Origin of the sequence: Rhodospirillum centenum SW (genome assembly GCF_000016185.1) — a bacterium.
GTDB lineage: Bacteria > Pseudomonadota > Alphaproteobacteria > Azospirillales > Azospirillaceae > Rhodocista > Rhodocista centena.
Genome location: NC_011420.2, coordinates 2838590 through 2864436, shown reverse-complemented (window position 1 = coordinate 2864436; position 25847 = coordinate 2838590). Strand labels below are relative to the sequence as shown.

The window sequence follows — 25847 nt, the reverse complement described above, 5'->3', positions numbered from 1 at the left end:
CGGGCCGCGTCCGCCCGTTTGGAGAGGGTATTCTTTACCCGTTGGAGGTAGACCGTGAGGGACCCGCGCCGTCGGCGCCGGGTTCCGACGGTCAACTTCACGGGTGATGCCCATGACCTTCCCGCCCCTTGCCCCGCCCCTTGCCCGGCGCCTTGCGCTGGCGACCTCCGCCCTCGCCCTTTCCGGCGTCCTCTCCCTTGCCGCTGCCGGCGCGTCCGAGCACGACCATGCCCACTGGGGCTATGCCGGCGCCGGCGGCCCCGCCGAGTGGGGCCGCCTGTCCACCGACTTCGCCGCCTGCGAGGCGGGCCGGGCGCAGTCGCCGGTGGACATCGTGCACCCCGTCCCGGCGACGCTGGGCCCCGTCGCCGTCCACTACCAGGCCGGGCCGATGCAGGTGGTGAACAACGGCCACACCATCCAGGCCAACGCCGCGCCCGGTTCCTTCATCGAGCTGGAAGGCGGGCGCTACGATCTGGTCCAGTTCCACTTCCATCATCCCAGCGAGCACGCCGTGGACGGCAAGCGCGCGCCGATGGAGCTGCATCTGGTCCACCGCAACGCCGCGACGGGCGAGCTGGCCGTGCTGGGCGTGATGATCGTCCCCGGGGCCGCCAGCCCCGTGCTGGACGCCGTCTGGGCGGCGATGCCGGCGCAGGAGGGCACGGCCCCCGCCCCGGTCGCGGTCGATCCGGCCGGGCTGCTGCCGGCGGACCCGGCCTATTTCCGCTATGAGGGCTCGCTGACCACGCCGCCCTGCTCCGAGGTGGTCCACTGGATCACCTACAAGCAGCCGGTCACCGCGTCTGACGCGCAGATCGGGCAGTTCGCCGCACTCTACGACGACAATGCCCGGCCGCTCCAGCCGCTGAACCGCCGCTTCATTCTGGAGTCCGCCGGCCGGTAGGGTTTTCCGTCTTGCCGGAAAAGGCGCATCGGCGGCGGCCGCTGCGCCTTTTCCTTTTCCAGCCCGGCGGAAGCACCGATACTCGCCCATCCCGTTTCGGATGGAACGACCCATGACCGCCGAGCCCCCGTCGCCTGTCAGCCCGTCGCCTGCCAGCCTGTCGCCTGTCAGACCGCCTCCTGCCGCTCCGGCGCCCGGTGCCGACGATCCGTCCGACGGCGGCGCGCATCTGCGGCCCGACCTCAGCTACGGCGCCTATCTCGGGCTCGACACGCTGCTGGCCGCCCAGCATCCCCGCTCCGACGCCCATGACGAGCTGCTGTTCATCCTGATCCATCAGGTGACCGAGCTGTGGCTGAAGCTCAGCCTGCATGAGTTGCGCGGCACCCAGGCTGCCATCCGGGCCGACCGGCTGGGTCCCGCCTTCAAGATGCTGGCGCGGGTGGCGCAGGTGCAGCGCCAGATGATCCAGGGCTGGGAGGTGCTGTCCACCCTGACCCCGGCGGACTACGGGCGGTTCCGGTCCTGTCTGGGACAGTCCAGCGGCTTCCAGTCCTGGCAGTACCGGCTGCTGGAGTACCTGCTGGGCAACCGCAACGCCCGGCTGGCCGAGGTCCACCGCCGGGAGCCGGAGGTGTACGCCGATCTCCAGGCCGTGCTGGCGGCGCCGTCGCTCTATGACGACTGCCTGCGCCTGCTGGCCCGGCGCGGCTTCGCCCTTCCCGACGACCGGCTGGAGCGGGACTGGCGCCTGCCCTACCGGCCCGATGCGGCGGTGGAGGCGGCATGGCTCGCCGTCTACCGCGACACGGAGCGGCACTGGGACCTGTACGAACTGGCGGAGAAGCTGGTGGATCTGGACTGGCGCTTCCAACAGTGGCGCTTCAGCCACATGAAGACGGTGGAGCGCATCATCGGCTTCAAGACCGGCACCGGCGGCACCGCCGGCGCCAGCTATCTGGTGCGGGCGCTGGACCAGAGCTTCTTTCCCGACCTGCGCAGCGTCCGCACGGCGCTCTGACCGGGGGGCCTGCGATCCCGCCGCTCAGGGCATCGGCAGCGGCAGCTCCGTCGTCTCCTTCATGGCGGAGACGGCGATCATGGAGTTGATCTCCCGCACGCCGGGCAGCTTCGACAGCTTCTCGAAGAACAGCTTCTCATAGGCCTCGATATCGGCGGCGACGATGCGGAGCAGGAAATCCACCTGCCCCATCAGCACGAAGCATTCCTGCACCTCGGGGATGCGGCGGATGGCGTCGCGGAACTCCTCCAGCCGGTCGCCGCTGTGCGCCTCCAGCTTGACGTGGCTGAAGATCAGCACGTTCAGCCCCAGCCGCTTGCGGTCCAGCAGCGCCACCCGGCGGCGGATCACCCCCATCCCCTCCAGCCGCTGGATGCGGCGCCAGCAGGGCGACTGCGACAGCCCCACCCGCTCCGCCACTTCCGCCGCCGTGGCGGCCCCGTCCTTCTGAAGGTGGTCCAGGATGCGCCAGTCGGTGCGGTCCAGATCCTTCGGCGTCTCCCTGGACATGATTTTTCCCCTGAAGCCGATGTTACCGCATGGATCATGCAGGAAATCCGCGTCAGCCTTCAACTACGCAAACATTTTTCCCGGCGCCGGCGCTAGCTTTCCGGGGTCGCCGCCGCGCCTTCCGCGGCCCGTTTCCGGAGAGCCCGCCATGTCCGCCCTGCCTGTCCTGTCCACCCCGTCCGTCCTGCCGCCCCAGGCCAGCCTGACCGTCTACACCGATCCGTCCACCGGCATGCGCATCGCGCTGGCCGTCGGCCGTCCCGGCCGGTCGGGCGCTGCCGTCGCGTGGCGCCGGATGCGGGGCGGGCTGGACGAGGCGGTGGAGGGGGCCCTGCGCGGGGCCGGCCGCTGCCCGGCCTTCGCCGTGGTGCTGCCCGGTCGCGCGGCCGAGGCCGATCCCCGCGGCGCGCTCGCCCGCTGCCTGGAGCGGGTGGAGCTGGACGGCCTGCGCGTCGGGCTGGAACTGCCGGCCGAAGCGGCCGGCGCCGTCGCGGCCTGACCGCCATGGCGCTCCCGGCCCTGCAACCGCCGGCCGCCGAGGCGCGGCCGGTGGACCTGACCCGCACCGCCTGCTTCCATGTCCTGGCGGACCCCGACCCCGGCACCCTGCCGCGCCTGCTGGAACCCTTCGCCAAGCGCGGCCTCGTCCCCAGCTCCGTGCAGGTCCGCCTGCTGGAACTGGAGGAGGAGCTGAGCATCGACCTCCAGGTCCGCACCCTGACCCGCGACGAGTCCGACTACATCGCCCGCAGCCTGCGCGCCGTGCCCCTGGTGCGGCAGGTGCTGACCTCCGAACGCCACCGCGGGTAGGTTCCCCCGGCGCCCGCCGGCGCGAACCGGGGCAGTGCGAACCGGGGCGGCGCGGAACGGGGGTGACGCGGGCACCGTCCGGCCCTACTTCCTGTTGCCACCGGAGGACAGCAGGGGGACGGGGCATGGGCAAACGCCGCATCTGGGACATCAGCCAGCCGGTGCGGACCGGCATTCCGGTCTGGCCGGGCGACACCGCCTATGCCGAGGAACGGACCTGGAGCATCGGGCCGGGCTGTCCCGTCACGGTCAGCCGCCTGACCCTGTCCAGCCACACCGGCACCCATGCCGACGCGCCGCTGCACTATGCGGCGGACGGCGAACCGGCCGGGGCGCTGGACCTGACCCGCTATCTCGGCCCGGCGCTGCTGCTGCATGTCCGCCCCGGCCTGCCGCGGGTGGAGCCCGCCCACCTGGACGGGCGCGTGCCCCCCGGCACCCGCCGCCTGCTGCTGCGCACCATGGGCAGCTTTCCCCATGCGGCCTGGGACAGCCGCTTCACGGCGCTGGCGGCGGAGACGGTGGATCTGCTGGCCGGGCTGGGGGTGCGGCTGATCGGGGTGGACTCCCCCTCCCTCGACCCGGAGGACAGCAAGACCCTGGACGCCCACCACGCCGTCCACCGCCACGGCCTCTCCATCCTGGAGGGGCTGGTGCTGGACGGGGTGCCGGAGGGTGCCTACGAACTGATCGCCCTGCCGCTGAAGCTCGCCACCGCCGACGCCGCCCCCGTCCGCGCCATTCTGCGCGACCTCCCGCGGCAGGGGTGAGCCGGACAGGGAGCGCTTGACTCCGGGAACCAGACTCACAAGATTCCTTGTGCAAAGTCGCCCCCGCAGTCCGAACCGCCGCCGTATGGTGTGCGTGTCCGTCAGGTCGGACTAGGCTGCGGGGGTGCGCCCTCTCCGATGCTCCAGGGCTCCCATACATCGTCGATATGCGGTGCAAGCCCGTTGCGCCAGCGTGCCGCGTCTGCGCGGTCCGTCCGGAGCGACCGGGCGATGGCACCGGCGCACATGTCGGCAAGTTGAAGCAGCACGTCGGAGCGGGAATCCTTGAAGCGGATGTCGCGGATAGCATCCCCACCGATCCGCTGACGGAGTTCCGCATTCAGGTTCCGTTTGAACAGGCGGTCCCCGGACCCGTCGATGATGACCCGTGCGTTGCGCAGGGCGCTGGCATTCCGGCTCAGCATCTGGTGGACAAAATACCGATAGAAACTCTCGTTGCTGTGCTTCGGAACTGACGATGAAACTGCGTCCTTGCGAATGGCGATCGCTCTGATGCGGAATGGTGCGCTTCTGACACAATCGAAGAAGGCGTCCCTCACGTCATTCGAGCATTTGCCAAACTTGAATTCTGGCTTGTGAAGCCTGCGCGCTCCGCTCTGTTCAATGGCGCGCTGAGTCAGAGATGCGTCGGCCGGATTTGTGAAAAGCACCATTGCGATCACGAAGGTCGGCGTGCCCCCTTTGTCCAGACTGAAACCCGGGTCTCCGCTTTCATCAATGAAGACCAGCACTGGAAGAGCCCCATTCGATCGAAATGCCCCTGCTGTCTGACCCGTCCGCGGTCAGGACTCGAGTCCATACCACACCTGTGATTGAAGTTCCCCTGTCCCTTCCACCCCCGCCCGTCCGCCTGACGCACGGGCGGCAACGGGTGCTCTTGCCGGGGGCGGCGGGGGGAGGCACCATCCGCGCCGGCGAAACGGACCCGGGAGAGGCGGGATGGCACGGATGCTCCGGCGGGTGCTCGCCGCCGGCCTGCTGCTGGCTGCGGTGACGGTCTCGGCACAGGCCGCTGCGGCGGCGGCGCCCGCGAAGGACGGCGGCCGCAGTCAGTCCCGCGGCCTGAACATCGGCGCCGGACCGCAGTCGGAAAGCCTGGACCCGCACCGCTCCACCACCGTGACCGATGCGCGCGTGCTCCAGGAGCTGTTCCTGGGCCTGACCACCCGCGACGCGGCCGGGACCACCGTCCCCGGCGCCGCGGCGCGCTGGGAGGTGTCGCCCGACGGTCTGACCTGGGTCTTCCATCTGCGCCCCGACGGGCGCTGGTCGGACGGCAGCCCGGTGACGGCGGACGATTTCGTCTTCGCCTGGCGCCGCGCGCTGACGCCCGGCAGCCGCGCCCTGTTCGCCGACCTTCTCTATCCCGTCCGCAACGCCGAGGCCGTGGCCAAGGGCGACCTGCCGCCGGAGGCGGCCGGGGTGCGCGCCCTGGACCCGTTGCGGCTGGAGGTGCGGCTGGAGCGGCCGAAGCCCAACTTCGCGGACTATCTCTACCACCGCACCACCTATCCGCTGCACCGCGCCAGCCTGGAGCGCCACGGCGACGGTTTCGTGCGGCCCGGGGCCCTGGTCGGCAACGGCCCCTACCGGCTGGCCGAGGCGGTGCCGCAGAGCCTGATCCGGCTGGAGCGCAATCCCTTCTTCCACGATGCCGCCAACGTCGCCATCGGCAGCGTCATCTTCCACGTCACCGAGGACCAGCAGGCGGAGCTGCTGCGCTACCGCGCGGGCGAACTGGACGTCACCTACACCTTTCCGGGGGCGCAGACCGACTGGCTGCGCGCCACCCTGCCGGCCGACCTGCGCATCGCGCCGCTGGGGGCGATCCTGTTCCTGGCCCCCAACCTGACGGTGGAGCCCTGGAAGTCCCATCCCGGGCTGCGTCGCGCCCTGTCGCTGGCGATCGACCGCGAGGTTCTGGCCGAGCGGGTGGTGAAGACGGTGCGGCCCGCCTACGGCTTCGTGCCGGACGGGGTCGGCGGCTACCGCGGGGTCGTTCCCGACTGGGCCGGCTGGAGCCGCGAGCAGCGCGAGCGGGAGGCCCGCCGCCTCTACGCCGCCGCGGGCTACGGCCCCGGCCGGCCGCTGACGGTGGAGCTTCTCTTCCCCTCCAGCGACCGCAACCGGCAGATCGCCGTCGCCGTCGCCGCCATGTGGGACCAGGTGTTGGGCGTGCGGACCAGTCTGGTGAACCAGGAACAGCGGGTGGTGCTGACCCGGCAGCGGGCCATGGACTATCCCGGCCTTGTCCTGCGCACCTGGCAGTGGGCGTTCCCGGAGCGTTACCTGGAACTGCTGCGCTCGCGCGAGACGCGCAACGGCAACGGCTACGCCAACCCCGCCTTCGACCGGGCGATGGCGGCGGCGGACGCCGCCGTGGACCCGCAGGACTTCCTCGACCGGCTGCGCGCGGCCGAGACCATCGCCCTGGACGACGATCCGGTGATCCCGCTGACCGGCGGCGCCAGCGGCCGGCTGGTCAGCCCCGCCCTGCGCGGCTGGGTGGACAATCCGGTGGACACGCATCTGGTGCGCTGGCTGTCCTGGGCGCCCGGCAGCGGCCGCTGACCGGGACGGCCTTCACCTCACGTCACGGCGGCGCGCTGGCGGAAGCGGTCCGCCTGCCATTCACCGTCGCGCATCACCGCGGCCAGATGCACGACCGCGTCCCAGATGTCCGTGTAGCGCAGATAGAGGGGGGCGAAGCCGAAGCGCAGGATGTCCGGCGCCCGGAAATCGCCGATCACGCCCCGCGCGATCAGCGCCTGGATGATGGCGTAGCCCTCCGGATGGGACAGGCTGACCTGACTGCCGCGCTCCGCCCCGTCCGCCGGGCAGGCGAGCGCGAAGGTGTCCGGCCCGCACTGTTCCGCCACCAGGGCCAGGAACAGGTCGCCCATGCGGCGGGACTTCTCCCGCAGGCGGGCGCGGTCGGCGCGGGCGACGATCCGCACCCCTTCCTCCAGCGCCGCCATGCCCAGGATGCCCGGCGTGCCGCAGAGCTGCCGCGCCATCCCGTCCGCCGGGCGGAAGCGGTCCTCGAAGGCGAAGGGGGCGGCATGGCCCATCCAGCCGGCCAGCGGCGGACGCACCTGGTCCTGGTGGCGCTGCGCGACATAGAGCCAGGCCGGCGCCCCCGGCCCGCCGTTCAGGTACTTGTAGCCGCAGCCGACGGCGAAGTCCGCACCGGCCGCGTCCAGCCCCACCTCCAGCGCGCCGGCGCTGTGCGACAGGTCCCACAGCGTCAGGGCGCCCGCGGCATGCGCCGCCGCCGTCAGGCCGGGCAGGTCGTGGACCCGGCCGGTCTTGTAATGCACATGGGTCAGCAGCAGCAGGGCCACGTCGCCGTCCAGCGCGTCGGCCAGTTCGTGCCGTTCCGCCAGCACCAGCTCCACCCGGTCGCCCAGCAGTTCCGCCAGCCCCTGGAGCACGTAGAGGTCGGTGGGGAAGTTGCCCGGTTCCGACAGGATCACCCGCCGGCCGGGCCGCATCCCCACGGCCGCCGCCGCCAGCTTGAAGAGGTTGACGGAGGTGGAGTCCGCCGCGATCACCTGTCCGGGGCCTGCGCCGACGACGGGGGCGATGGCCTCTCCCACCCGGCGGGGCAGGTCGATCCAGCCGGCGGTGTTCCAGGACCGGATCAGGTCGCGGCCCCATTCCTCCTGCACCAGCCGCGCCAGCCGCGCCGGCGTCGCCCGGGGCAGCGCCCCCAGGGAATTGCCGTCCAGATAGAGCACGCCCTCGGGCAGGGCGAACTCGTCCCGGAACGGGGCCAGCGGATCGGCGGCGTCGAGGGCTTCCAGGTCGGCACGGCCGAGGGTCATGGCGGCTCCGGGGTCCTGCGGGCGGGGCCGGCAGCATAGGCGGCACCCGCCGGCGCCTCAAGCGCCGCAGGGAAGCGCGCGCGGCGTTCCCCCGCAGGGAAACACGCGCGCCGGTTCCCGCCGCAGGGACAGGCGCGGCGTTCCCGCCGCAGGGCGGCGGTCCGGCGCCTGGCGCTTTGCCATCCGGACGGGTGGGCGGCTACAGTGCCGCCACCAGGAACACGGGATGGGGACAGAGCATGCCGGTCGGGTCCAGTCGCAGGGCGAGGCGGTCGCCGGGCAGGCGCGTGGCGCGGGGGGCCGGCATCGCCGCCCTGGGGCTTCTCGGGCTGGGGGCGGTCGCTGCCGGCGCCGCCTGGATCTATCTCGGGGCCAGCCGGCCGCTGCTGGAAGGGTCGCTGGCCCTGCCCGGCCTGTCCGCCCCCGTCACCGTCGCGCGCGACGCGGGCGGCGTGCCCACCGTGACCGGGACCAGCCGCGCCGACGTGGCCCATGCGCTGGGCTTCCTGCACGGGCAGGAACGCTTCTTCCAGATGGACACGATCCGCCGCTCCGCCGCGGGGGAACTGGCCGCGCTGGTGGGCGACGCCGCCCTGCCGCTGGACCGCAAGCGCCGCGTCCACCGCTTCCGCGCCCGCATGCAGGCCGAACTGGCGGCCCTGCCGGCGGACGACCGGGCGGTGCTGGACGCCTACACCGCCGGGGTGAACCAGGGGCTGGCGGCGCTGGGGGCGACCCCGTTCGAATACGCGCTGCTGGGCGGTGAGCCGCAGCCCTGGGCGCCGGAGGACAGCCTGCTGGCCGTCGTCGCCATGTATTTCGACCTCCAGGACGAGGAGGGCGGGCTGGACCGCCGGCTGGCGCAGGCGCGCGCGACCCTGGGGCCGGCGCTGGCGGACTTCCTCTACCCGGTCGGCACCTCCTGGGACGCGCCGATCGACGGGACCCGGCTCGACGCCCCGCCCCTGCCGGGGCCGGAGGCGCTGCCCCCCGGCTTCCCCCGCCGCACGGCCGGGCTTGAGGGCGCGGCGGCACCCGTGGCCGAGGACGCCACCGTTCCCGGCAGCAACAACTGGGCCGTCGCCGGCAGCCACAGCAGCCATGGCGGCGCCATCGTCGCCAACGACATGCATCTCGGCCACGGCGTGCCGAACCTCTGGTACCGCGCCCGGCTGGTGGTGACCGGGACGGGGGAGGCGCCCGTGCTGGACGCCACCGGCGTCACCCTGCCGGGCGCCCCCAACATCGTGGCGGGCAGCAACGGCCGGGTCGCCTGGGGCTACACCAACAGCCAGATCGATACCGGCGACGTGGTGGTGCTGGAGCCCGGGGCGGCGGGCGGCGACAGCTACCGCACGCCCGAGGGCGACCGCACCCCCGTGGTGGCGGAGGAGCGCATCTGCTCCGTTTCCGGCCCCTGCGAGACGCTCACCGTGCGGGAGACGGTCTGGGGGCCGGTCATCGCGGAGGAGGGCGGGCTGCGTCTCGCCTACCGCTGGGTGGCGCACGACACGGGCGCCCGGGCCCTGGGCGCCGCGCTGGAGCTGGAGCGTGCGGGCGACGTGGAGGAGGCGGTTCGGATCGCCCACCGCTCCGCCATCCCCAACCAGAACCTGATGCTGGCCGACCGCGACGGCCGCATCGCCTGGACCATCATCGGCCGGGTGCCGGCCCGCGTCGGCTTCGACGGGCGCACGCCGGTCTCCTTCGCCGACGGCAGCCGGCGCTGGGACGGCTTCCTGCCGCCCGACCGGGTGCCGGCGGTGATCGATCCGCAGGCCGGGCGGCTGTGGTCGGCCAATTCCCGTGTCGTCGGGGGCGAGGCCTTCGCGCTGCTGGGCGACGGCGGCTACGCCCACGGGTCCCGCGCGCGGCAGATCCGCGACGCGCTGCTGGCACAGGAACGGTTCGACGAGAAGGCCCTGCTGGCGATCCAGCTCGACGACCGCGGCACGGTGCTGGACCGCTGGCACGGGCTGATGCTGGAGGCGGTGAAGGCCCGCGCGGACGATCCGGCCGTCGCGGACATGCTTGCCTACCTCACGGACTGGGACAACCGCGCCGTGCCGGAGGCGGTCGGCTACCGGCTGGTCCGCACCTTCCGGGCGGAGCTGCTGACCGCCCTCTACGGCGCCTTCGTTGCCCCGCCGGAGACCGAGGGGCCGGCGGCTTTCCGGCTGGCCTCGCGGCAGGCGGACGAACCGGCCTGGCGGCTGCTGACGGAGCGGCCGGCGCATCTGGTGCCGCCGGGCTTCGCCGGCTGGGATGCGGTGGTCGCCGCGGCGCTGGACAAGGTGCGCGAGGACGTGGCGAAGGCGGCGGGCGGCGATCTCTCCCGCTACCGCTGGGGCGAGCGCAACCGCGCCGCCATCCGCCACCCGCTCAGCCGCTTCGTGCCGGGCCTTGGCTGGCTGACCGATGCGCCGGCGGACAGGCTGCCGGGCGACGTCTACCAGCCGCGGGCGCAGTCGCCCTCCTTCGGGGCCAGCGAACGCTTCGCCGTCTCCCCCGGTCGGGAGGCGCAGGGCCTGTTTCAGATGCCGGGCGGCCAGTCCGGGCATCCGCTGGCGCCCTACTATCTGGCCGGCCATGACGACTGGGTGGCGGGCCGGCCGGTGCCCTTCCTGCCCGGCCCGGCGCGCTGGACCCTGCGGCTGGAGCCGGGGGCTTCCTGAGCCGCGGGGCGCCGGAGCGTCCTGACGGACGCCGTTGCCGGGGGCAGGGCGGCTGGGTAGAGTCCCGGCCGCCGCCGGGCCGGCGGCCGTCAGGGGATGCCGTCCGCATGAAGAAGGCCTGGGTCGAGGAACTGTTCCGCCGCCTGTCCGAGCGCGACCCCGAGCCCAGGACAGAGCTGGACTACACCAACCCCTTCACCCTGCTGGTGGCCGTGGTGCTGTCGGCCCAGGCCACCGACGCCGGGGTGAACCGGGCGACGCGCACCCTGTTCGCCGTGGCCGACACGCCGGCCGCCATGGTGGCGCTGGGTGAGGACGGCATCCGCGAGCACATCCGCACCATCGGGCTGTACCGGACCAAGGCGGCCAACGTCTTCCGCCTGTCGCAGATCCTGCTGGAGACGCATGGTGGCGAGGTCCCCCGCCGACGGGAGGAGCTGGAGGCCCTGCCCGGCGTCGGCCGCAAGACGGCCAACGTGGTGCTGAACGTCGCCTTCGGAGAGCCCACCATCGCCGTGGACACCCACATCTTCCGCGTCGCCAACCGCACCGGTCTGGCGCCCGGAAAGACGCCCGAGGCGGTGGAGCAGGGGCTTCTCAAGGTCGTGCCCGGCGCATGGCGTCTGCACGCGCACCACTGGCTGATCCTGCACGGCCGCTATGTCTGCAAGGCCCGGCGGCCGGACTGTCCGCTCTGCCCGGTGCGCGATCTCTGCGCCTTTCCCGACAAGACGACGGCGGAGGCGATGGCGGGTCCCCGCCGCGGTCCCCTGGCCCGGCCCGATCCGGCCTGACGGGAGCCCGGAACGACGAACCCCGCCGCCCGGCGGGGCCGGGGGCGGGGTTCTGGTCGGATGCGGTGGAAAGGACCCCCGCGGGGGTTCCTTCCTGCCCGGCTTACTCGGCGGCGCCGGAGGTCGGCTCGCTGCTCATCCGCGGGGTCATCGGCTCGGCCACGCGCGCGATCGGGGTCACCGGGGCCGGGGCGGCGGCCGGCGCGGACGTCGGGGCGGCCACGGGCTTCGCCGTCAGCACCTCGATGGAGCCGGACATCTGGCCGCCCTGCTCCACCTCCAGCACGCCGTAGCGGATGTTGCCCTGGATCTTGCCCGAGGCGCGGATGCGCAGGGTGCCGCGCACGGTGATGTCGCCCTCGAAGCGGCCGCCGATGTCGGCCTCGTCGATCTCGACCGAGCCCTTGAACAGGCCGGTGTCGGCGATCTCGATGGTGCGGCCGTCGCGCAGCTTCGCTTCGACGGTGCCTTCCACCACCAGCACGTCGCAGGCGGCGATCTCACCGGACAGGCTGATGTCGCGGCCGACGATCAGCTTGCGCATTTCCGCGGAGCCCATGGCATTTCCTTCGGTGCCGGTCGGCGCGACCCGCTTCGCAGGCGTGGCGGGGATGTCCACGACGCGGCGCGGGATGTCCGGCTTGAAGCCGCCGGTCAGGCTGTTCTGGCCGGCGCCCGATGCACCGGAGGGCGTAGTATTCATGGCGGACGACCTCGTGAGCATGTCGTTTCCCTTGTCGGCAGGCGACCCGGGGGAGTTGTACGCGGAATACGGCGTGCCGGACGCCGCGGTATCGGTGCTGCTGGCATCCCCGGAGGGATTTTGGCGCTTGAACCAAGACATGACGATCAGCCCCCAGAATCACTCGAATAAGCGGCGTGTCATCGCCCAGCCGGCCCCGTTGGACGTATCATGCGGCTCCCGGGTGCGGCAAGCGTCTCCGCATGTCCTCGAAGACATGGACCATGAATGCGGTGGCGATGACGGGCACCAGAAGATTCACGATCGGGACCACGGATAGGAAGGCAATAATGATGCCGACCAAAAAAAGTCCCATCGACTCCTCCGATCGTAGATACCGCATCCTTTCCGGATCAAGCCTTCTGAGGGATACAAGTTCGTAGTACTCACGTCCAAGAAGGTAACCATTAAGACAGTAATATATCACCAGATTCAGGACCGGAATCAGGTAGAGCGGCAGGACCAGCAGGTTGAGGATTATCACTACGCCGAGGAACTTGGCGGAGTTGGCGATCCCCTCCAGCACCGGTTGCGGCCGGGCCGGACCCAGGCCCGGATAGTGGCGCCGCTCCACCGCCTGCACGACGCTCTCCAGCATCAGCGACGACACGGTGATGACCACCGCCGGGAACAGCAGCCACGCGATGCCCAGCACCGCAAGGCTGCCCAGCACGTCCACCGTGGTGTCCAGCCAGGGGATGGTGAACAGGTCGGTCTCGTAGAGCGTCCAGGAGACCGCCGTCAGCAGGAGCGCGAACAGCCCCAGCGTCGCCAGGATCGACAGCAGGATCACCCGCCCGAAGGCCGGGTCGGAAAGCTGGGTCAGGGCACGGGCGAATGCACGGATCATGCGCGCCTCGGAAACGGCGGAGACAGGATGGCGGGGGGCGTCAACCGGGGCGGGACCCCCGGTCTGTGGCATTCCGCCCACAGAACCGCCGCCGGTCCTTGTAGGACCAAGCGCAGGCTTGCCGCAAGGCCACCGCAGCCTTACAAGGCCCCGAATTCCATGAAGGCAAGAGGGGTCGTGACGGTGGAGCGCAACGCTGCATTCGACGTGGTGGGCATCGGCAATGCGATCGTGGACGTGCTGTCCAAGATCGAGGACGCCTTCCTGGAGACGCACGGGCTCGCCAAGGGCGGCATGCGCCTGATCGACACGGCCGAGGCCGAGCACCTGTACGCGAAGATGGGGCCGGGCATCGAGGTGTCCGGTGGCTCCGCCGGCAACACCATGGCCGGCATCGCCACCCTGGGCGGCCGCGGCGCCTATGTCGGCAAGATCGCGGACGACCAGCTCGGCACCGTCTTCCGCCACGACATCCGCGCCGCCGGCGTCTCTTTCGATACGCCGCCGCTGTCCGACGGGACCCCGACCGGCCGCTGCCTGATCCTGGTGACGCCGGACGGCCAGCGCACCATGAACACCTTCCTGGGCGCCGCCGTCGTGCTGACCCCCGCCGACATCGACCCGGCCGTGATCCAGGGCTCCCAGGTCACCTACCTGGAGGGCTATCTCTGGGACCCGCCGCCGGCCAAGGAGGCCTTCCTGAAGGCGGCGCAGCTCGCGCATGCGGGCGGGCGCAAGGTGGCGCTGTCGCTCTCCGATGCCTTCTGCGTCAACCGTCACCGCGACAGCTTCCTCGACCTCGTGGCCGGGCACATCGACATCCTGTTCGCCAACGAGAGCGAGATCACCGCGCTCTACCAGACGGACTTCGACACGGCCGCCGAGGCCGTGAAGCAGCACTGCGACGTGGCGGTGCTGACCCGCAGCGAGAAGGGCGCCATCATCCTGGCCGGCGGGCAGACCGTCAGCGTGGCGGCGGAGCCGACCACCGTGGTGGACACGACGGGCGCGGGCGACCTGTTCGCCGCCGGCTTCCTGCGCGGCTTCACCCAGGGGATGGCGCTGGGCGACTGTGCCCGCATGGGGGCGATCTGCGCGGCGGAGATCATCAGCCATGTCGGCGCCCGGCCGCAGGTGGACCTGAAGGCCCTGGTCGCGGGGAAGATGGGCGCCTGAGGGCGCCCGCACCCGTCCGCGGCCCCTTCCGGCCGGTTCCCGTCCGCCGGGCCGGCTTCAATTAGCGGATGCGATGGCGTAGTGTGCGGCCGTCGGCCGCACGCGGGCCGTCGCCCGGCGCATCCGCCAGTCATCGAGGACAGCAGCATGGACATCACCAAGATCCCGGTCGGCAAGAACCCGCCCTGGGACGTCAACGTCATCATCGAGATCCCGCAGGGCGGGCAGCCGGTGAAGTACGAGATGGACAAGGATTCGGGCGCGCTGATCGTCGACCGTTTCCTGCACACGGCGATGTTCTACCCGGCCAACTACGGCTTCCTGCCGCACACGCTGGCGCTGGACGGCGATCCGGCGGACGTGATGGTCGTGGCCTCCACCCCCGTCGTGCCGGGCGTGGTGCTGCGCTCCCGCCCGATCGGCGTGCTGATCATGGAGGACGACGCCGGCGTGGACGAGAAGATCCTGGCGGTGCCGGTGGACAAGCTGCACCCCTTCTATTCCAACGTCGCCAGCTTCCGGCAACTGCCGCAGATCCTGGTCGAGCAGATCTCCCACTTCTTCGAGCACTACAAGGACCTGGAGAAGGGCAAGTGGGTCCGCGTCGTCCGCTGGGGCGAACCGGACGAGGCCGCGCGCATCATCCAGGAGAGCATCGCCCGCTATCAGGAGAAGGGCGAGGGCTGATCCCCCCGCACGGATCCCGCACGGGGGCAGGGGCGGGTGCGGCCAAGCCGCGCGCCGCCCCGACCCCGCTTGACGGAACGCCGGCCCCGCTGCCGTAAATGCCGCCTTCCTACGGCAACGGTCACGGGCTCAGGGCAGGGGCTAGCGGCGATGGTCCAGGTGGACGACAGCGTTCAGAAGCAGGACGACGCGGAACGGCAGGAGGACATCCCGCCGTCGGACGACACCCGGCCCACCCAGGAGGAGGCCGGACGGGAGCGCAACGATCTGCGCACCGTCCTGATCGTCATCTACAGCCTCAATCTGCTGGCGCTGCTGGCCTTCATCATCCCGCCCGCGGTTGTCACACCGATCCTGGGCGTGGTCCTGGCCTATTTCGGACGGGGCGCTGCCCGCGGCACCCTCTGGGAAAACCACTTCGCCTTCGCCATCCGGGGCTTCTGGGCGTGGCTGATCGTGCTGTCGATCAGCCTGCTGCTGCTGTCGGCCTTCGTCGGCCTGATCGGGCTGGCGCTGCTGCCGCTCTGGTGGCTGATGCGCTGCGTCGGCGCGCTCCAGCGTGCGCTGGAACGCAAGCCGATCGTCGATCCGGACGCCTGGGTGGTCTGAGGCCGCGGCACTTCGCCGTCCCTCCTGGTCGGAGCCGCGGAGCGCCCCACCTTCGGGTGGACCGGGGGATGCCGATGCTCCCCCGCCGACACCTTTGACCCGTGTCTCTTTGACCCATGTCATTGCAGTGCAGCATGACGCGTTCAGCATCAGGACCGCCGCCGGGCGGTTCCCGATCTTCCCGCGCATGCCCGCCCCGGGCCCTCTGACGGAGCAGGACGACCATCATGACGATCCGCAACCTGGACCGCCTGTTCAAGCCGTCCTCCATCGCCCTGATCGGGGCCAGCCGGCATCCCCAGTCCATCGGCCAGGTGGTCGCCCGCAACCTGTTCAACGCCGGTTTCGACGGGCCGATCATGCCGGTGAACCCGCATGAACGCTCGGTCGAAGGCGTGCTGGCCTACAATTCCGTCGCGGCCCTGCCGCTGACGCCGGATCTGGCCGTGATCGCCACGCCGCCGCAGACGATCCCGGGGCTGATCGCGGAGCTGGGGGAGCGCGGCACCAAGGCCGCCGTCGTCATCACCGCCGGCTTCGCGGAGATGGGGGAGGACGGGCGGAAGCTGCAGCAGCAGGTGCTGGACGCCGCCCGGCCGCACCTGCTGCGCGTCGTCGGACCGAACTGCCTGGGCGTCATGGTGCCGGCGCGCGGCGTCAATGCCGGCTTCGCCCACCTGCCGCCGCTGAAGGGCGACATCGCCCTGGTGGCGCAGTCGGGGGCCGTCGTCACCTCCATCCTGGACTGGGCCAACGCCCGCGGCATCGGCTTCAGCCACCTGGTCAGCCTGGGCGGCATGGCGGACGTCGATTTCGGCGACATGCTGGACTATCTGGCGCAGGACCCCAACGTCCGCGCCATCCTGCTGTATGTCGAGGCGATCACGCATGCGCGGAAGTTCATGTCCGCCGCCCGCGCCGCCGCCCGTGCCAAGCCCGTCATCGTCATCAAGGCCGGCCGCAGCGACGAGGCGGCGAAGGCCGCCAGCTCGCACACCGGTGCGCTGGCCGGCGCCGACGCGGTCTACGACGCCGCCTTCCGCCGTGCCGGCATGCTGCGCGTCTCCGAGCTGGACGAGCTGTTCGACGCGGTGGAGACGCTGGCGACCGGCGTGCAGATCAAGGGCGACCGGCTGGCCATCCTGACCAACGGCGGCGGCATCGGCGTGCTGGCGACGGACGCGCTGGTCGGCCAGGGCGGCCGGCTGGCGGCGCTGACGCCGGAGACGCTCGAGAAGCTGGGCCGCGTGCTGCCGCCCACCTGGAGCCACGGCAACCCCGTGGACATCATCGGCGACGCGCCGGGCAAGCGCTATGCCGACGCGCTGGGCATCCTGCTGGAGGACCCGGGCTGCGACGCCGTGCTGGTGATGAACTGCCCCACCGCCGTGGCCGACAGCGTGGACGCGGCGGACGCCGTCGTCAGCGTGCTGAAGGCCAAGGGCAACAAGCGCACCCCCGTGCTGACGAGCTGGCTGGGCGAGACGGCGGCGGCGGAGGCGCGGCGCCAGTTCGCCAAGCAGCGCATCCCCGACTACCACACGCCCAATCAGGCGGTGCGCGCCTTCATGCACCTGGTCCGCTACCGCAAGAACCAGGAACTGCTGATGGAGACGCCGCCCAGCGTGCCCGAGCAGTTCGACGTGGACATGGCCGTCGCCCGCCACCAGATCGACGAGGCCCTGGCCACCGGCTGCGACTGGCTGTCGGAGTACCAGGCCAAGGAGGTGCTGCGCGCCTACGGCATCCCCTGCGTGCAGACGGTCACCGCTGCCACCCCGGCCGAAGCCGAGCGCGCCGCGCGCCGGCTGGGCGGCCGCATCGCGTTGAAGATCCTGTCCCCCGACATCACGCACAAGTCGGACCTGGGCGGTGTCGCCCTGAACCTCGCGCCCAACCAGGTCTGGGCCGAGGCGGAGGCGATGCTGGAGCGCGTCCGCTCGTTCATGCCCACCGCCCGCATCGAGGGCTTCACCGTGCAGGAGATGGCCCATCGGCCCGACGCGCACGAGCTGATCGTGGGCATGATCGACGACGAGCTGTTCGGGCCGGTGATCCTGTTCGGGGCCGGCGGCACCGGGGTCGAGGTGGTGGCGGACAAGGAGCTGGGCCTGCCGCCGCTGAACATGAACCTCGCGCGGGAGATGATGTCCCGCACCCGCATCCACCGGCTGCTGCTGGGCTACCGCTCGCGCCCGAAGGCGGACCTGGACGCCATCGCGCTGTCCCTCATCAAGGTCAGCCAGCTCGTCACCGATTTCCCGGAGATCGTCGAGCTGGACATCAATCCCCTGTTCGCCGACGACAAGGGCGTGCTGGCGCTGGACGCCCGCATCAAGGTGGCGACGCCCAAGATGGAGGGCAGCCGCCGCCTCTCCATCCGGCCCTATCCGAAGAAGCTGGAACAGACGGTGCGGCTGCGCGACGGGCGGGAATATCTGATCCGCCCGATCCGGCCGGAGGACGAGCCGCTGATCCACGACATGGTGGCCCACACCAGCCTGGAGGATCTGCGGCTGCGCTTCTTCGCCCCGATGAAGCGCCTGTCGCACCAGCTCGCCGCCCGCCTGACCCAGATCGACTACGGGCGCGAGATGGCCCTGGTGGCCGAGCGGCCGGACGAGGAGACGGGCGAGCCCGCCATCCACGGCACCGTCCGCATCACCGCCGACCCGGACAACGAACGGGCCGAATACGCCGTGCTGGTCCGCTCCGACATGAAGGGCAAGGGCCTGGGCTACGTGATGATGACCCGCATCCTGGACTACGCCCGCATGCGCGGCATCAAGGAGGTGTTCGGCGAGGTGCTGCGCGAGAACACCACCATGCTCGCGATGTGCCGGGAACTGGGCTTCACCCAGCACGACAACCCCGACGATCCGGGCGTGATGGAGGTCAGCTACCGCGTCCCGAAGCCCGCCGGGGAGTGACCGTCCGCAGGGCGGATGCCGGGAAATCCGGGGTGGCGCTGCCGTTCTGCGTGGGATTTACCTTTACGTAAAGGTAACCCGACCGGAGACGGCGATGTCCACGGTACAGGTTCCGTCCAGGGAAGAAACGCTGCGCGCCGCCGACGGGATGATCCTCGCGGTCACCCGGTTCGAGCCTCCGGCGCGCGTGCCGCCGCTGGCCCCGGTGATCGTCGCCGGGGCCACGGCGGTGCCGCGCGGCTACTACGGCCGCTTCGCCCGCTTCCTGGCCGGGCGCGGACACCCCGTGACCACCTTTGACTACCGCGGCGTCGGCGGCTCGCGGCCCCGGACCCTGCGCGGCTTCGACGCCCGCATGCAGGACTGGGGGCGGCTGGACCTGGAGGCCGTGCTGGCGCGGGTGGCGGCGGAGCATCCGGGCACGCCGCCGCTGCTGGTCGGGCACAGCGTCGGCGGCCAGATCCTTCCGTTGGCGCCCTCGGCCGGTCGCCTCGCCGCGGTGCTGCTGGTCGCCTCCCAGTCCGGCGCGGCGCGGCACTGGCGGGGGCTGGACCGGCTGCGGCTGGCGGCCTTCTGGTACGCGGCGGTGCCGCTGCTGACGCGGCTGCACGGCCACCTGCCCGGCTATGCCATGGGCAGCGCGCCCCTGCCGGCGGGCATCGCCCGCGAATGGGCGCGCTGGGGCCGGCATCCCGACTACATCCTGGGCTACCATCCGGAGCTGCGGCAGCGCTTCCGCGACCTTGCCATGCCGCTGCGGCTCTACAGCTTTCCTGACGATTTCTACGCCCCGCGGGCGGCGGCGGCGGAGCTGCTCTCCTGGTACGGCGGTGCGTGCCGGGAGCACCGCTTCGTCACCCCGGCACAGGCGGGGGCGGCGGCCATCGGCCATTTCGGCTTCTTCCGCGACACCTTCGCCCCGACCCTCTGGGCCGAGGCCGCGGACTGGCTGGAGGCGCAGGCGGTCCGGTCCGGGGCGCCGCCCGGCTGAGCCGGCGTCAGGGGAGAAGCGCCCCGACGGCGTGCAGGTCGGCCGCCACATGGGTGCAGAGCGGCCGGATCTCCTCGGTGCAGGGCAGCAGGTCCGGCACCATCACCGCCATCATCCCGGCGGCGTGTGCCGCGCGGATGCCGTTGTGGCTGTCCTCCAGGGCCAGACAGTCCGCGGGCTCGACGCCCAAGAGCCCGGCCGCCTTCAGGTAGGGGTCGGGGAAGGGCTTGCCGCGGGTCACGCAGTCGCCGCCGACCACGGCCCGGAAGCGGTCCGCGAGGCCGGCCAGGGCCAGATGCTTCAGCGCCCGCTCCCGCGCCGTGGAGGTGCAGACGGCCAGCGGCAGCCCGGCTTCCTGCAACCGCCCGACCAGCTCCGCCGCCCCCGGCATCTGCCGGATGCCGCCGCCCTCCGCCAGCCCGCCGCCGACCGTGGCCAGGGCCGTGCGGAACTCGGCGGTGAAGGCCTCCATCAGCGCCGGCGTGCGGAAATGCTCGGCCAGCCGCAGCTTCGTCGTGGCGAAGGGCTGGCCGATCAGGCCGGCATAGAAGGCGTCGTCCATCGGCCGGCCCAGCCGCTCCGCCGCCCGCATGGCCGCGGCCTTCACCGGCCGCTCGGTATCCAGCAGCAGCCCGTCCATGTCGAACACGACGGCGCGGACGGGGCGGGGAAGGGGGGACAGGGGTGTCGGGCCGGTCACGGGATCAGGGCCATGGGATCAGGGCGGGGGGAAGCCGAAGCATCCGGCACAGACGGCCAGGAAGCGGCGGGTGGTCTCAAGGGTGTCTCTGGCATCATCTGCGCCGGGCGTCGAGCCCTCGTAATCGGCGACTTCCCGCCGTCTCAGGACCAGCCGGGCGCAGTGGATCAGCACCTCGTCCCCTTGATCGGAGGCAAGCCTGCCGAATGCCTGGATAACCGTGTCGTGCCGGATGGGGGCCTGTCCCAGGGTCGAGAGCGGCGCGGCCGGGCACGGCTGCCTCCGCCGCACGCCTGAACGCCATCAGGTCCGCCACCCGCTCGGGCGGCAGCACGTCGGACAGGGTCTTCCCCGTGACGATGGGGGTCCATCACCATGGCCATGCAGGCGATGCCGCACTCGGTGGCTTCTGATTGGCGTATCACTTTTTGCTGCGCAATCATCATTTTGAGTCTCAACTTGCCATGACGATATTGTCCCATACCGAGTCTCGTGTCAGAGAATATTGGTTTTGCTTCTCGATCTCAAAAGGCAGAAAATTACTCTCAAGTTATTCAAAATCGTTATAGAAAATGCTAAAGGCAGCACGAACATAATTTCAGGCAAATTATAATACATTAAAAACATAAGCGACATCATTAATGTGGACTGCGCCAAGAAGGTTAAATTTCCACCGAACCGGATTTGCATCCACCTTGAAAGGGGATTTGATTCAATATCAACCCCATGTTTTCTTATGGCGTATTCTGTAGTAATGTGATCAAGTAAAAGCAAAACAGCAAGAAGCGCAAGCCAAATCATAATTTCCTCTTTGATTCGGACTTGTTTTTGCCGCGCCGGGAACACCGGCGCGGCAAGAGGTCACCACTTCTTAATGCTGAGCCAACGACTCGCTGCGCCTCCAACGGCACCGGCCGCGAAGCCGATGCGGACATCAATGATCTCCATGTTCGTTGTAGCCGTAACCCCGTCCGGTGCTGCTGCACCGGGCGGGCACCTCCCCACTGGTTCCATGCAAGCGGGGGTTCCGAGCCCGACCATACGGGCGAAAAGAACAAGCGAAATCGCATGAACTTACAAATACCTTAGATTTAATCAAGATTCTAGAGAGGTTCCTGAGCGAGAGGAGTCGTGATGGATTCCCGCGGGGCTGATTTTGTGATTCATGCTGCTGGCTGGGTCTGGAGGCCAGCACGCATGGGTCTTGGGCTTTCGATGGATCTGCATCGCCGCGGGCACGGCTGCCGAACAGGACGACCCCCGTCACGCGGCCGGGCAGGGTGGCTTCCGCCGCGCGCCTGACCGCCATCAGGTCCGCCACCCGCTCTGGCGGCAGCGCGTCGGACAGGGGCTTCTCCGTGGCGGGCGCGGGCGTGGCGGGCATGGCCGGAGTATAGCGCCGCCGGGCATGCGGCTCAAAGGGCCGGCAGCAGGCGCTCCAGCCGCTCCAGCAGGGCGGCCCGGGCGCGCGGGCCGGCGGGGCTGCCATCGTCGCCGGGACCGTCCTTCAGCAGATGGACGAAGACCAGCGCGCGCCCGTCCTTCTCCGCCCAGCCGACATACCAGCCGAAGGGGCGGCTGCGGTCGGGCGTGCCGTCCGCGCCGGGCTGGAAGCCGGTGCCGGTCTTGCCCCGCACGGCCCAGCCGGCGACGGGTCCTGCCGGCGTCATCGTGGCGCGGGTCTTCTCCTGCGCCGCCGTGGACACCGGCAGAGTGCCGGCCAGCAGCCGACGCAGCAGCGCGGCCTGCGCGACGGGGGTGATCTTCAGCGACGAGCTGAGCCAGGCGCGGGTCAGGCCGTCATGCTTCCCCGGATTGCCGCTCAGGTCACGGTTTCCATAGTCCAGCCGGTCAACATAGGCCTGGAACCGCGCCATCCCCAGCCGGCGGGTCAGTTCCTGCGAATACCAGATGACGGACTCCGCCAGCCAGGCGGACGGGTCGATGGTGCGCTTCCAGCTCTCCAGGGGGGCGTCGTATTCCTCCCGGTAAGGCCAGGCCGGGGCGTGCGGTCCCTCCAAGATGCCGCTGTCGAAGCCGATCAGGGCCAGCGCCACCTTGAAGGTCGAGGCCGGGCTGGCCGGCACCGCGCAGTCCGGCCCCTCGCGCGCGATGACGGTGCCATCCGCGGCTTCGACCACCAGGGAACAGGCGGGTTCCGCCCGCGCCGCCGCGGGCGGCAGGCAGAAAAGAACGGCAGCGAGCCCCGCCGTGACTAGCGCCGCCGTCCGCCGTGTCCGCCACCCCGCCGTCGGGCGCATCGGGTTGCCTACTCCGCCGCCGCCCGTGCCCAGGGGCCCGTCTCCAGGCACCAGTCGATCCAGGCGACGGTCAGCTTCTCCTGCACGGCGTTCTGGCCCAGCCGCTCGCGCAGCACGCCCCAGTCCACCCGGTCCAGGCTCTGGTCCTGGTTGAAGCAGGAGAAGACCACCGTCTCCTCCCCCGTCTCCGGGTCCTTGTGGAGCTGCAGGCACTGGGCGCAGATCTCCTTCATCATGCACTGCATGGGGGAGTTGATGGAGCCGATGGCGGCGTGGACCGGCTTCAGGTAGGGCGCCAGCGCCCCGTGCCGGGCCATGGCGACGGCCGCCATCATGCGGTCGGAGCCGATGGCGACGATGCGGTCCACCCGGTCCAGCGGCACGCCCGGCGCGCCCAGGGCCCCGCTGGCATAGGACACCATGGCCTGCACGATGTTGCCGACGAAGCTGCGGTCCTGCGGCCGGGTCGGGGCGAAGCCCGGCGCTTCGTCGCTGCACCAGATCACCTCGTCGGCGGCCGCCTCGATCTGCTCCACCTTGTAGCGGTCGATCAGCTTCTTGTAGCCGGCGAAGTAGACCACCCTGTTGCCCTTGGCCCGCGCCGCCTGCCCGATGGAGAACAGCACGGCGTTGCCCAGGCCGCCGCCCACGAGGCAGAGCGTCTCGCCCTCCGGGATCTCCGTCGGCTCGCCCGTCGGGCCCATCAGGATCACCGGGGTGCCCGGCTTCAGCAGGCAGCACAGGTCGGAGGACCCGCCCATCTCCAGCACGATGGTGGCGAGCAGGCCCTTCTCCTTGTCAACCCAGGCGCCGGTCAGGGCCAGCCCCTCCATCGCCAGGGTCGTGCCCTTGGCCCGGTCGGACAGCATCTCGAAGTTCTGCAGGCGGTAGAACTGGCCGGGCTGGAAGCGGCGCGCGGCGCGCGGGGCGCGCACCACGACCTCGATGATGGTGGGCGTCAGCCGCTCCACCCGCTCGACCACGGCGCGCAGGTCGGCGTTCATGCGCCCGATGATGGCGCCGGCGGGCGTGCCACCCACAGCGCCCTCGACCGGGGCGGGCGGACGGCGGGAGAGGATGCGGCTGACCACGGGATAGCCCTGCTTGGCCCCGCCCATGGCCTTCACCACATTGCCGGCGAAGCTCGGATGCAGGTCGCCGAAGAAGCTGACGCCGCGGCCGTCCCCGTGCCGGTGCATCAGCACATGCACCGCCCCCGGCTTCGACAGCCGCTCCGGCGTGGCCGGGTTGCCGTCCTCGTCCAGGGCGCGGAAGTACCTGCCGTCCAGCAGGATGCGCCCGTCCTCGCGGGCCAGCACGGTGTTCGGCTGGGTGCCGGCGGCGACCAGCACGGTGCGGGCGGGCAGGGTCTTCTCCGTGCCGTCGGCCAGCGCCACGGTCAGCCCGGCGGCATGGCCGAACCGGTCGGTCTCCACGGCCTTGGGTGTGGCGTTCTCGACGAAGCGGATGCCCTCCTCGAAGCCCTTCTCGATCTCCTCGTGGTTCAGGGTGTAGCTCGGCGCGTCCACCATGCGGCGGCGGTAGGCCAGGGTGGCGCCGCCCCAGTCCGCCAGCAGGCGCTGCACGGCGGGGGTGCGCCCCTCGCGCGCCGCCACCTCCCGCTCCGCGCGGAGGGCGCGGGCATGGGCGATGAACTCGTCCGCCGTCAGCCGCTCCTCCTCGCTCCAGCCCGCGCGCAGGCGCTCCTCGCCCAGCTCGCGCGCCAGCACCTCGTACCGGGAGAGGAACTTCTCCACCTGCACCGGATAGTAGGCCAGGCTCTCCGTCGCCGTGTCGATGGCGGTCAGGCCGCCGCCGATCACCACGATGGGCAGCCGCACCTCCAGGTTCGCCAGACTGTCGGGCCGCGCCGCCCCGGTGAGCTGCAACGCCATCAGGAAGTCGCTGGCCTGCCGCACGCCGCGGGCCAGCCCGTTCTTCATCGGGATCACGGTCGGCCGGCCGGCCCCCATGCACAGCGCGATGTGGTCGAAGCCGGCTTCGAAAGCGTCGTCGATGGTCAGCGTGCCGCCGAAGCGGACGCCGCCGATCATGGCGAAGGCGGCCCGCCGCTCCAGCAGCAGGCGCACGACCTTCAGGAAGTTCTTGTCCCAGCGGACGGTGATGCCGTACTCGGCCACGCCGCCGAAGCCGGCCATGACGCGCCCGCCCAGCGGCTCGCGCAGGTCGGCGATGTCGCGGATCGGCTGGAACGGCACGCGGCGGCCCAGCGCGTCCACGCCGGACACCTCCGGCCGCAGCGGCTCGATCTTCAGCCCGTCCACGGCGACGACGGTGTGGCCGTCGTTCAGCAGGTGGTGCGACAGGTTGAAGCCGGCCGGACCCAGCCCCACGACCAGCACCTTGTACCCGCTCTCCGGCCGCGGCAGCGGACGGCGCAGGTTCAACGGGTTCCAGCGGGTCAGCAGCCCGTAGATCTCGAAGCCCCAGGGCAGCGACAGCACGTCCTTCAGGGTGCGCGTCTCGGCCTGCGGGATGTCCACCGGCTCCTGCCGCTGGTAGATGCACGACTTCATGCAGTCGTTGCAGATGCGGTGGCCGGTGGCGGCGCACAGCGGGTTGTCCACCGCGATCATCGCCAGCGCCCCCAGCGGCGCCCCGCCGGCCTTCAGCGTGTGGAACTCGCTGATCCGCTCCTCCAGCGGGCAGCCGGCCAGCGGCACGCCGAAGGCGGACTTCTGGAACTCGCCCGACTTGCGGTCGCGCAGGCCCTTGGAGCAGCTGTCCTTGCCCTGGTTGTGGCACCAGATGCAGTAGTTGGCCTCGTCCAGCGCCCCCAGCAGGTCGGTACCCTGGTCGGTCAGGGCGAAGCCTTCGCGGTGCCGCCGCTGTGTCCAGGGAAGCTGCAGCATGGTGACGCCGTCCACCTCGACCGTCTCGGGATGGACCAGATGCATCGGGTCGGTCCTGGCGGGGACCTGGAACAGCACGCCGGCCCCGTGGAGCGCCCGGCCGGCCGGGGCGTACAGCGCCCAGGCGCCGTACTTCAGTGCGGCGTCCAGCCGGTCGGCGTTGGCCGCCTCGTCGGCCTCCCAGGCCTGCACGGCGGTGGCGAAGGCCAGCTCGAAGGCCGGGGTGCCGGGCTCCTCCGCCAGCCCCAGGACGGCGCGCAGGGCGTCACCGTCCAGGGCTGCCGCCTCCTCCGGGCGGGCGGCCTTGGCGGCGCGGCGCTGCACGAACAGCCGCTTGGCGGTATAGAGCGGGGCCAGATCGTGGTGCCGGGCCTGAAGCTCCCGCACGGCGCCCTCGATGCCGAACAGGCGGGCGAGGAAATCCTCCAGGTGCGGACCCAGCGCGATCAGCAGCTCGCTCTCGACCTTGGCGTCCAGGGCGGCGGGATCGGCCCGGCCGGCCAGCAGGCGGTCGCGCAGGGCCGCATCCGCCTCGCCCAGATGGGTCAGGAACGCCTTGTCGATCCGTACCAGACCGTCGCGGTCGTAGAGGTCGCCGAAGCCGAGACCGAAGGAAAGTCGCAGGTCGCTCATGACGGGACGGGCGCTCGTTGCAGGGGACGGAGACTATGCCTGCATAGCGCGGTCACCGCA

General features: G+C 71.1%; 21 protein-coding genes. 13 read left to right on the top strand and 8 right to left on the bottom strand.

Annotated features, from left to right (window positions below; all coding sequences use genetic code 11):
• Nucleotides 1-112 precede the first annotated feature (112 nt).
• Complete coding sequence (locus RC1_RS13300) at nucleotides 113-907, top strand: carbonic anhydrase (protein ID WP_012567934.1); 795 nt, start codon at nucleotides 113-115, stop codon at nucleotides 905-907.
• Between the two features lie 112 nt (nucleotides 908-1019).
• The gene (locus RC1_RS13295) at nucleotides 1020-1928 is read left to right on the top strand and encodes a tryptophan 2,3-dioxygenase (protein WP_012567933.1); all 909 of its coding nucleotides are present in this window, start codon (nucleotides 1020-1022) and stop codon (nucleotides 1926-1928) included.
• A gap of 24 nt (nucleotides 1929-1952) precedes the next feature.
• Here the strand turns inward: RC1_RS13295 and RC1_RS13290 are convergent, their stop codons facing one another.
• Nucleotides 1953-2438 (bottom strand): Lrp/AsnC family transcriptional regulator, encoded by a 486-nt coding sequence (locus RC1_RS13290; protein WP_012567932.1) that lies wholly within the window; start codon nucleotides 2436-2438, stop codon nucleotides 1953-1955.
• 148 nt (nucleotides 2439-2586) lie between these two features.
• On the opposite strand from RC1_RS13290, the gene RC1_RS13285 reads away from it, so the two are divergent.
• The 3 genes from RC1_RS13285 to kynB all read left to right on the top strand — a co-directional run bounded on the left by RC1_RS13285 (nucleotide 2587) and on the right by kynB (nucleotide 4018).
• Nucleotides 2587-2937, top strand: a complete 351-nt coding sequence (locus RC1_RS13285) for a hypothetical protein (protein ID WP_012567931.1) — start codon at nucleotides 2587-2589, stop codon at nucleotides 2935-2937.
• Between the two features lie 5 nt (nucleotides 2938-2942).
• The gene (locus RC1_RS13280) at nucleotides 2943-3248 is read left to right on the top strand and encodes a hypothetical protein (RefSeq protein WP_012567930.1); all 306 of its coding nucleotides are present in this window, start codon (nucleotides 2943-2945) and stop codon (nucleotides 3246-3248) included.
• A gap of 125 nt (nucleotides 3249-3373) precedes the next feature.
• Nucleotides 3374-4018, top strand: a complete 645-nt coding sequence (kynB, locus tag RC1_RS13275) for an arylformamidase (protein ID WP_012567929.1) — start codon at nucleotides 3374-3376, stop codon at nucleotides 4016-4018.
• 101 nt (nucleotides 4019-4119) lie between these two features.
• Here kynB and RC1_RS20845 read toward each other — a convergent pair whose 3' ends face one another.
• Complete coding sequence (locus RC1_RS20845; protein ID WP_083759314.1) at nucleotides 4120-4770, bottom strand: DUF3800 domain-containing protein; 651 nt, start codon at nucleotides 4768-4770, stop codon at nucleotides 4120-4122.
• A 208-nt stretch (nucleotides 4771-4978) separates the two neighbouring features.
• Here RC1_RS20845 and RC1_RS13265 point away from each other — a divergent pair, with 208 nt between their 5' ends.
• Nucleotides 4979-6610 (top strand): peptide ABC transporter substrate-binding protein, encoded by a 1632-nt coding sequence (locus RC1_RS13265; protein ID WP_012567926.1) that lies wholly within the window; start codon nucleotides 4979-4981, stop codon nucleotides 6608-6610.
• Between the two features lie 17 nt (nucleotides 6611-6627).
• On the opposite strand, the gene kynU is transcribed toward RC1_RS13265, so the two are convergent.
• Entirely contained in the window at nucleotides 6628-7866 is a 1239-nt protein-coding gene (kynU, locus tag RC1_RS13260; protein ID WP_012567925.1) for a kynureninase, read from the bottom strand.
• 287 nt (nucleotides 7867-8153) lie between these two features.
• On the opposite strand from kynU, the gene RC1_RS13255 reads away from it, so the two are divergent.
• Both RC1_RS13255 and nth read left to right on the top strand, forming a co-directional pair.
• A complete protein-coding gene (locus RC1_RS13255) occupies nucleotides 8154-10541 on the top strand; it encodes a penicillin acylase family protein (protein ID WP_049766716.1) in 2388 nt (795 codons plus the stop codon).
• Between the two features lie 107 nt (nucleotides 10542-10648).
• On the top strand, nucleotides 10649-11335 hold the full coding sequence (nth, locus tag RC1_RS13250) for an endonuclease III (protein ID WP_012567923.1): 687 nt from the start codon (nucleotides 10649-10651) through the stop codon (nucleotides 11333-11335).
• A gap of 103 nt (nucleotides 11336-11438) precedes the next feature.
• Here nth and RC1_RS20210 read toward each other — a convergent pair whose 3' ends face one another.
• Together RC1_RS20210 and RC1_RS13240 are read right to left on the bottom strand one after the other, a co-directional pair.
• Nucleotides 11439-12038: a bactofilin family protein gene (locus RC1_RS20210; RefSeq protein ID WP_049766715.1), complete on the bottom strand. Its 600-nt coding sequence runs from the start codon at nucleotides 12036-12038 to the stop codon at nucleotides 11439-11441.
• A gap of 208 nt (nucleotides 12039-12246) precedes the next feature.
• Complete coding sequence (locus RC1_RS13240; protein WP_012567921.1) at nucleotides 12247-12927, bottom strand: EI24 domain-containing protein; 681 nt, start codon at nucleotides 12925-12927, stop codon at nucleotides 12247-12249.
• 159 nt (nucleotides 12928-13086) lie between these two features.
• On the opposite strand from RC1_RS13240, the gene RC1_RS13235 reads away from it, so the two are divergent.
• The 5 genes from RC1_RS13235 to RC1_RS13215 all read left to right on the top strand — a co-directional run bounded on the left by RC1_RS13235 (nucleotide 13087) and on the right by RC1_RS13215 (nucleotide 19320).
• Complete coding sequence (locus RC1_RS13235) at nucleotides 13087-14103, top strand: adenosine kinase (protein ID WP_049766714.1); 1017 nt, start codon at nucleotides 13087-13089, stop codon at nucleotides 14101-14103.
• 147 nt (nucleotides 14104-14250) lie between these two features.
• Nucleotides 14251-14790 carry an inorganic diphosphatase gene (ppa, locus tag RC1_RS13230; protein ID WP_012567919.1) on the top strand — a complete coding sequence of 180 codons (540 nt, stop codon included), beginning with the start codon at nucleotides 14251-14253 and terminating at the stop codon, nucleotides 14788-14790.
• A gap of 150 nt (nucleotides 14791-14940) precedes the next feature.
• A complete protein-coding gene (locus RC1_RS13225) occupies nucleotides 14941-15399 on the top strand; it encodes a DUF4870 family protein (protein WP_012567918.1) in 459 nt (152 codons plus the stop codon).
• 227 nt (nucleotides 15400-15626) lie between these two features.
• Nucleotides 15627-18329 (top strand): bifunctional acetate--CoA ligase family protein/GNAT family N-acetyltransferase, encoded by a 2703-nt coding sequence (locus RC1_RS13220; RefSeq protein WP_012567917.1) that lies wholly within the window; start codon nucleotides 15627-15629, stop codon nucleotides 18327-18329.
• A 94-nt stretch (nucleotides 18330-18423) separates the two neighbouring features.
• Nucleotides 18424-19320: an alpha/beta hydrolase family protein gene (locus tag RC1_RS13215; protein ID WP_012567916.1), complete on the top strand. Its 897-nt coding sequence runs from the start codon at nucleotides 18424-18426 to the stop codon at nucleotides 19318-19320.
• A gap of 7 nt (nucleotides 19321-19327) precedes the next feature.
• Here RC1_RS13215 and RC1_RS13210 read toward each other — a convergent pair whose 3' ends face one another.
• The 3 genes from RC1_RS13210 to RC1_RS13195 all read right to left on the bottom strand — a co-directional run bounded on the left by RC1_RS13210 (nucleotide 19328) and on the right by RC1_RS13195 (nucleotide 25787).
• On the bottom strand, nucleotides 19328-20020 hold the full coding sequence (locus RC1_RS13210) for an HAD family hydrolase (protein ID WP_012567915.1): 693 nt from the start codon (nucleotides 20018-20020) through the stop codon (nucleotides 19328-19330).
• 1415 nt (nucleotides 20021-21435) lie between these two features.
• On the bottom strand, nucleotides 21436-22161 hold the full coding sequence (gene blaOXA, locus RC1_RS13200; protein WP_202795541.1) for a class D beta-lactamase: 726 nt from the start codon (nucleotides 22159-22161) through the stop codon (nucleotides 21436-21438).
• A gap of 128 nt (nucleotides 22162-22289) precedes the next feature.
• Complete coding sequence (locus RC1_RS13195) at nucleotides 22290-25787, bottom strand: FAD-dependent oxidoreductase (RefSeq protein ID WP_012567912.1); 3498 nt, start codon at nucleotides 25785-25787, stop codon at nucleotides 22290-22292.
• Nucleotides 25788-25847 lie beyond the last annotated feature (60 nt).

Coding starts and splice junctions, on each gene's coding strand:
- RC1_RS13265 (WP_012567926.1), top strand. CDS start 4,979: ATGGCACGGATGCTCCGGCGGGTGCTCGCCGCCGGCCTGCTGCTGGCT.
- RC1_RS13225 (WP_012567918.1), top strand. CDS start 14,941: ATGGTCCAGGTGGACGACAGCGTTCAGAAGCAGGACGACGCGGAACGG.
- RC1_RS13300 (WP_012567934.1), top strand. CDS start 113: ATGACCTTCCCGCCCCTTGCCCCGCCCCTTGCCCGGCGCCTTGCGCTG.
- RC1_RS20210 (WP_049766715.1), bottom strand. CDS start 12,038: ATGAATACTACGCCCTCCGGTGCATCGGGCGCCGGCCAGAACAGCCTG.
- kynB (WP_012567929.1), top strand. CDS start 3,374: ATGGGCAAACGCCGCATCTGGGACATCAGCCAGCCGGTGCGGACCGGC.
- RC1_RS13240 (WP_012567921.1), bottom strand. CDS start 12,927: ATGATCCGTGCATTCGCCCGTGCCCTGACCCAGCTTTCCGACCCGGCC.
- RC1_RS13290 (WP_012567932.1), bottom strand. CDS start 2,438: ATGTCCAGGGAGACGCCGAAGGATCTGGACCGCACCGACTGGCGCATC.
- RC1_RS13285 (WP_012567931.1), top strand. CDS start 2,587: ATGTCCGCCCTGCCTGTCCTGTCCACCCCGTCCGTCCTGCCGCCCCAG.
- RC1_RS13280 (WP_012567930.1), top strand. CDS start 2,943: ATGGCGCTCCCGGCCCTGCAACCGCCGGCCGCCGAGGCGCGGCCGGTG.
- RC1_RS13195 (WP_012567912.1), bottom strand. CDS start 25,787: ATGAGCGACCTGCGACTTTCCTTCGGTCTCGGCTTCGGCGACCTCTAC.
- RC1_RS13235 (WP_049766714.1), top strand. CDS start 13,087: ATGAAGGCAAGAGGGGTCGTGACGGTGGAGCGCAACGCTGCATTCGAC.
- RC1_RS13220 (WP_012567917.1), top strand. CDS start 15,627: ATGACGATCCGCAACCTGGACCGCCTGTTCAAGCCGTCCTCCATCGCC.
- RC1_RS13295 (WP_012567933.1), top strand. CDS start 1,020: ATGACCGCCGAGCCCCCGTCGCCTGTCAGCCCGTCGCCTGCCAGCCTG.
- nth (WP_012567923.1), top strand. CDS start 10,649: ATGAAGAAGGCCTGGGTCGAGGAACTGTTCCGCCGCCTGTCCGAGCGC.
- RC1_RS13215 (WP_012567916.1), top strand. CDS start 18,424: ATGTCCACGGTACAGGTTCCGTCCAGGGAAGAAACGCTGCGCGCCGCC.
- kynU (WP_012567925.1), bottom strand. CDS start 7,866: ATGACCCTCGGCCGTGCCGACCTGGAAGCCCTCGACGCCGCCGATCCG.
- ppa (WP_012567919.1), top strand. CDS start 14,251: ATGGACATCACCAAGATCCCGGTCGGCAAGAACCCGCCCTGGGACGTC.